Consider the following 5,786-nt stretch of genomic DNA (forward strand, 5'->3'; position numbering starts at 1 on the left):
CTAGTGCGCTCAGATTGATGTTGTCGCTGTGCAGATAGCCGATTTCCGCCGTGTAATCGAGACGGACGGCCAGGACCGCGGGCGAGAAAACGGCCAACAGAAGAGCAAGCATCAGAACACTGACTATGCGCATGTCAGAACCTCCCGTTGCTGCCGCTCAGGGCAGTTGATTGAAAACGACTCCGGCGAGCTTGTTCGGGTCGAAGTCGGCGACGTGTCGACGAATCGCGCTTGGCGAATCCCTGCCGCTGCCGCTCACGAGAACAACAAAGTCCGCGAGCTCGGAAAGAATGCGCGCATCCGGCGATCCCTTGACCGCCGGGCCATCAAGAAAAATATAGCGATCAGCGTAGCGATCGCGCAGCGAGTCGAGCAGGGTACGCATGCCGAACGACGAAAAATACTCACCGCTCATCTCGCGTTTGCTTGTATTGGGAATCAGGCGAAGCCGTGGTATTCCGGTGTGGCGAAGGATTTTTTCCACGCCAATATCCGGATTCTCCAGATAATCGATCAAGTCGCCGGCGCCAGGCTCAACCCCCAGCGCCACATGTTGCGAGGGATTGCGCAAATTGCAATCGATCAACAAGGCAGTTCGAGCCTCGTCGAAGGAAAATGCAATGGCGAGGTTGCGAGCGACGAAACTGCCACCCGAGCACGGGCTGATTGGCGCCACCATGGTGATGAAGTTGGAGTCACCTCCAAGAGCGAGCAGGCGTGTTCGGATTTCGCGAAACGCATCGGTTCTGGCGCGAACGGATTGTTCGGGGTGAATCAGACGACGATCGTCGAGAATCCGCCGCGTAAGTGCGTAGGGTTCGGCCATCTTCGCGATTGAGCGCGAGGCGATGGCGCGTTGGGCAATGCCGCTGCTGCGCCCGCTGCTCCTGGTCGCACTGGTTAGTGCGACAGGGTTGGTTGGATCCAGTTCTTCGCGCGAACCGCTCATGAAAATTTCATCACTCTGGACCAGTAGACAAGGACATAGGCTGCAACGACGGCGACAACAAGCAACCCGGAAAAGCCCAGGCGTAGCCGTGTACGCATTCTTTCACGCGCCGTGGAAAACGTCGGAATGCTGGCGAGGACAACCAGACCTGTTGTGCGCTCCAGTTGGCGCGCGCTGCGGATGCGCGGATCAAACTGGACCAGGGCGTAGAGCAGTCCGAAGGGAACGGCAAGGGCCAGCAGCATGCCGCCGAGCGCGAAATGGACCAGGCGCAGTCCGGAGGGTCGCAGCGGCAGAATGGCCGGGTCCTGGATACGAAAGGTCAGGCCACGCTGCTCTTCATCAAGAACCATCGATACGCGTGCATTTTCGCGACGCTTGAGCAGATCCTGGTAGATGTCACGATTGACCTCGTAATCGCGGGTCAGCTCAGCCAGCGCGCTCTCCGATGCGGCGATGCGCCGACTGCGGTCAAGTTCGTCATTGAGCATGTTCTGGTTGGAACTCATGCGCGATCGTGTCGCTGCCATTTCCTGACGCAGATTGGCCAGTTGTCCCTTGAGTGTCTGGTAAAGCGGGTTGAATTGGGCGTCGTCGGAGAGAGTTTGCTTGCCGTCTTTGGCCCGGCTGCTACGCTCCTGCTCCTGCTTGATCTGTTTCTTGATGTCTTCCATCTGCATGCGCGTGCGCACCACATCCGGGTACTGGTCGGTGTAGGTCAGCAGCAATCGGTCCAACTGGTTCTGCAAATCGATCAATTGCGCCCGGTACATGCCTTCACGGGTCTGCACCGCAGTCACCTCCGACTCTCCCGAAAGCTGGGAGAGCAGGGCGGCTTCGCGTGACTTCTGTTCCATCAGATCGGTGCGCGCCTGCTCGACCTGGGTACGCAGTGCGCTGATTCGCGAGTTGGCATCGGTTGCGCTGCCCGGCTGGGCATCCGCGTTTTCGGAGCGGTACTTGAGCAGGCCGGCTTCGGCCGAAGTCAGCTTCTTGTGGTAATTGGTCACCTGATTGTCGATGAACTCGAAAGCGTCACGACTTTCGCGCTCCTTGGCCGCGCGGCTTTCCTCGATAAACAAATGAGCGAAACGCCGGGTCACCTCAAAGGTGCGCTGCGGATCCGAATCGCGATAAGTGATCTGGACCAGTTCCGGTCGCGGACTGTTGATCTGGGTATGATCCTTGATCTGCTCGATGATCCGATCCTGCTCGATCGGAGTCGGATGAGTTTTCATCCAGCCACCCGTTTCGAGTACATCGGTCAGAACCTTGCGCCCGAATATCACCTGGCGGGCCATGCCGGCCCGGTCCGTCACGCCGGTGGGTACGGCGCGGCCTTCGAGCAGTGGAGTGATGATGTCGCTGCTCTGCGCCAGTATCGATGTCGTGGCCACGTAGGATTTTGGCCAAACCATGCCGACTACCAGCGATGCGATCGCAATGGCGGCAAATATCAGGGTCAGGGTCAAACTGTAACGGCGGCCTTCACGAAGGAAGGTCGGCAACATTTCGACCATTGGCGTGGGTGCGGTATTCAGCATGGTTGCATCGGTTGTGCGCAGTGGCGCTTTCATTCCCGGTCAAAATGCCCGTTCGGGAACGGTAATGACGTCGCCAGGCTGTACCGGATAATTCGAATCAAGATCGCCTTTTTCCAGAATGCGATCCAGTCGTATGGCGAATGCGCGTGTGCTATCGCCTTCCTTGCGATAGAGCTCGGTCCGGTCTGCTGCGGCAAACTCGTTGGTTCCGCCCGCAGCGAGGACGGCATCCAGGATCGTCATGCCCTGTCGGTAAGGCACCGAAATCGGCGTCCTGACCGCACCGGTCACGCGAACTCGCGACAGATACTCATGGCTGCGCAGCTGATCGATGATCACGGTGACCTGCGGATTGCGCACGAACTGCGCCAGCGCGGTCTTGATTTCGGCCGCTACCTCTTCCGCGGTGCGCCCGCCTGCTTCAACGTCACCAACCAGCGGAACCGAAATCCGTCCATCCGGCCGCACCGGTACGGTTACGTTCAAATCCGGGTTCTGCCAGACCGCCACGCGAACGACATCGTCGACACCAATCAGATAGGTATCAACAGCCTGAGCCTCGTGATTGACCTGTGGGGCGCTGCCTGGCCTCGGCCCGGTGGCGCAGGCGGCGAGCAAGAGTGACAGAGCGATTGCAAAATAGCGGCTCATGATTTTCATGGAAGCTCCTTTGTACCTACGCCTCTTAAAGTGTGAAATCTATCACATTGTCAGCTCATTTCCGCGCGTTCAAACCTGGTAATAAGCGCGATACCAGTCGACGAAGCGCGCGATGCCTTGCTCGACGGTGGTTGCGGGCGCGTAGCCCGTATCCCGGGTCAATTCGGTGACATCGGCGAAGGTGTCCGGTACATCGCCGGGTTGCAATGGCAGCAGGATCTTTTCCGCCTTGCGGCCGACGCACTTTTCGATGACGTCGATGTAGTGGGACAACTCGACCGGCTGATGGTTGCCGATGTTATAGACCCGATACGGCGCAGACGACGATGCCGGCGTCGGCTGCAATGGGTCGTAGCTGGAATCGCCGCCGGGTACCCGATCAAGTGTGCGCATGACACCTTCGACGATATCATCGATATAGGTGAAATCGCGCGTGTGCTTGCCGTGGTTGAAGACCTCGATCGGCTCGCCGGCGAGAATCTTGCGGGTGAACAGAAACAAGGCCATGTCCGGGCGGCCCCACGGACCATAGACGGTAAAGAAGCGCAATCCGGTGGTCGGCAACTGGAACAGATGGCTGTAGGTATGCGCCATCAATTCATTGGCCTTCTTGGTTGCCGCGTACAGGCTGACCGGGTGATCGACCGGATCCTGCACCGAGAATGGCAACTTGCGGTTGGCCCCGTAGACCGAGCTTGATGACGCGTACACCAGATGCTCGACACCGCCATGGCGGCAGGCTTCGAGGATATTGGTAAAGCCGACGATATTGCTGTCGATATAGGCGTGCGGGTTTTCCAGCGAGTAGCGCACCCCGGCCTGGGCGGCCAGGTTGACCACGCGCTCGGGACGGAATCCGGCGAAAGCCGCTTCAAGCGCACTGCGATCCTCCAGGCTGGCCCGGACCAGAGTGAAGCCCGGCTGCGGAGTCAATCGCTCAAGACGAGCTTCCTTGAGCGTCGGGTCGTAATAGTCATTGACGTTGTCATAGCCAAGCACCTCGTCGCCGCGCGCAAGCAAGCGCGCGCTCAAGGCCGAGCCGATAAAACCGGCTGCTCCGGTCACCAGTACACGCATTCAATCACTCCTTTTAGAGGCGGTCGTCGACTGCATCACGCGGCAGGGCGTTCTTCACATCGAACACGATGCAGTCCGGTTTGCCGAGGGTGCGTATTTTTTCACCGCCCATTTCGATGAATTGCCGGTGCGCGACTGCAAGCACGATGGCGTCGTATTTTCCGGGTTCGAGCTCGGTGACCAGATCGAGCGCGTATTCGTGGTGGGCCTCGGCGGCGTTGACCCAGGGGTCATGCACATCGACATTGGCGTGAAAGTTGCGGAATTCGCCAATCACATCGACGACACGCGTGTTGCGCAAATCCGGACAGTTTTCCTTGAAGGCGAGACCCAGGATGAGCACGTTCGAATTGGCCACATGCACGCGACGCTGAATCATGCGCTTGATCACGCGTTGGGCAATGTGGCTGCCCATGCTGTCGTTGATGCGGCGTCCGGACAGAATGACCTCGGGGTGATAGCCGATCTGCTGCGCCTTGTGGGTCAGGTAGTAGGGATCGACACCGATGCAATGGCCGCCGACCAAGCCAGGTCGGAATGGCAGGAAGTTCCACTTCGTCCCGGCCGCCGCAAGCACTTCGCAGGTATCGATGCCAAGGCGATCAAAGATCAAGGCGAGTTCGTTGACCAGGGCGATGTTGAGGTCGCGCTGGGTATTTTCGATGACCTTGGCGGCCTCGGCGACACGAATGCTGGAGGCTTTGTGCGTGCCGGCGGTGATCACGCGTCGGTAAAGCGCGTCAACGAATTCCGCTGTTTCGGCGGTCGAACCCGAAGTCACTTTCATGATCGATTCCAGGCGGTGCTGTTTGTCCCCGGGATTGATGCGTTCGGGGCTGTAGCCAACGAAGAAATCCTCGTTGAAGCGCAAGCCGGATTCCTGTTCGATGATTGGCACACACACTTCTTCGGTTGCGCCGGGATAGACAGTCGATTCAAAAATGGCCACGCCACCTCGGCGAATGGCACGACCAACGGTGCGGCTCGCCGCCTCCAGTGGGCGCAGATCAGGCCGTTTCGCATCATCGATCGGCGTGGGCACGGTGACGATGAAGACATTGCAGCGAGTGAGCTCTTGCGGGTCGGATGAAAATGTCAGGCGTGTAGTGGCTTCGAGCTCGGCGGAACTGACTTCGAGGGTGTGATCGCGGTGCGCATTGAGATCAGCAATTCGCGCCAGGTTGATATCGAAGCCGAGGGTGTCGAGTTGTCGTCCGAAGCCGACCGCCAGTGGCAGACCGACATAGCCGAGGCCAATGATGGCGGGATGAAGCTCATCGGGATGGGGCAGGTCAGCAATTGCCATGGATCGGTTCCGGCGAAGTCCAACGCCAAGTTTAGCAATTGGGAGCCTGGTTGAGGACGCCGGGTCGGCCGGAGTGACAAGGGGTTGTTCGCCTTTAGCCGACTGTTGACCTAGGGCAACGCTGATCAAGTGGCGCAATCGTCACGACGCCTGTCTGCGTGCAGATCGCGGCGCGCTGGCGCAGATGCACTGGCCGTGCTTCAAGCCAGCGCAACAAAGAGCTGCGCGCAGACAGGTGTCGCCTAACCGA

Annotated in this window: 5 protein-coding genes; all 5 read right to left on the reverse strand. The window is 59.1% G+C overall.

The genetic code is table 11. The features are described from left to right. Positions 1-157: 157 nt before the first annotated feature. Positions 158-949, reverse strand: a complete 792-nt coding sequence (locus tag VFN25_RS12015; RefSeq protein ID WP_325142211.1) for a CpsD/CapB family tyrosine-protein kinase — start codon at positions 947-949, stop codon at positions 158-160. Further along, the gene (locus tag VFN25_RS12020; protein WP_325142213.1) at positions 946-2,526 is read right to left on the reverse strand and encodes an XrtA system polysaccharide chain length determinant; all 1,581 of its coding nucleotides are present in this window, start codon (positions 2,524-2,526) and stop codon (positions 946-948) included. The genes VFN25_RS12015 and VFN25_RS12020 overlap by 4 nt, the downstream gene beginning before the upstream one ends. Before the next feature lie 6 nt (positions 2,527-2,532). Then, on the reverse strand, positions 2,533-3,153 hold the full coding sequence (locus VFN25_RS12025; protein ID WP_325142215.1) for an XrtA/PEP-CTERM system exopolysaccharide export protein: 621 nt from the start codon (positions 3,151-3,153) through the stop codon (positions 2,533-2,535). A gap of 69 nt (positions 3,154-3,222) precedes the next feature. Beyond that, positions 3,223-4,230, reverse strand: coding sequence for an NAD-dependent epimerase (locus VFN25_RS12030; protein WP_325142217.1), 1,008 nt, complete (start codon positions 4,228-4,230; stop codon positions 3,223-3,225). A gap of 13 nt (positions 4,231-4,243) precedes the next feature. Beyond that, positions 4,244-5,536, reverse strand: a complete 1,293-nt coding sequence (locus tag VFN25_RS12035; RefSeq protein ID WP_325142219.1) for a nucleotide sugar dehydrogenase — start codon at positions 5,534-5,536, stop codon at positions 4,244-4,246. Between the last annotated feature and the right edge of the window lie 250 nt (positions 5,537-5,786).

The sequence above is a fragment of the Dokdonella sp. genome (genome assembly GCF_035703485.1).
Classification (GTDB): domain Bacteria; phylum Pseudomonadota; class Gammaproteobacteria; order Xanthomonadales; family Rhodanobacteraceae; genus Dokdonella.

Bases quoted from the DNA above. Each gene is read 5' to 3' on its own strand.
- VFN25_RS12015 (WP_325142211.1), bottom strand. From the start codon at position 949: ATGAGCGGTTCGCGCGAAGAACTGGATCCAACCAACCCTGTCGCACTA.
- VFN25_RS12020 (WP_325142213.1), bottom strand. From the start codon at position 2,526: ATGAAAGCGCCACTGCGCACAACCGATGCAACCATGCTGAATACCGCA.
- VFN25_RS12025 (WP_325142215.1), bottom strand. From the start codon at position 3,153: ATGAAAATCATGAGCCGCTATTTTGCAATCGCTCTGTCACTCTTGCTC.
- VFN25_RS12030 (WP_325142217.1), bottom strand. From the start codon at position 4,230: ATGCGTGTACTGGTGACCGGAGCAGCCGGTTTTATCGGCTCGGCCTTG.
- VFN25_RS12035 (WP_325142219.1), bottom strand. From the start codon at position 5,536: ATGGCAATTGCTGACCTGCCCCATCCCGATGAGCTTCATCCCGCCATC.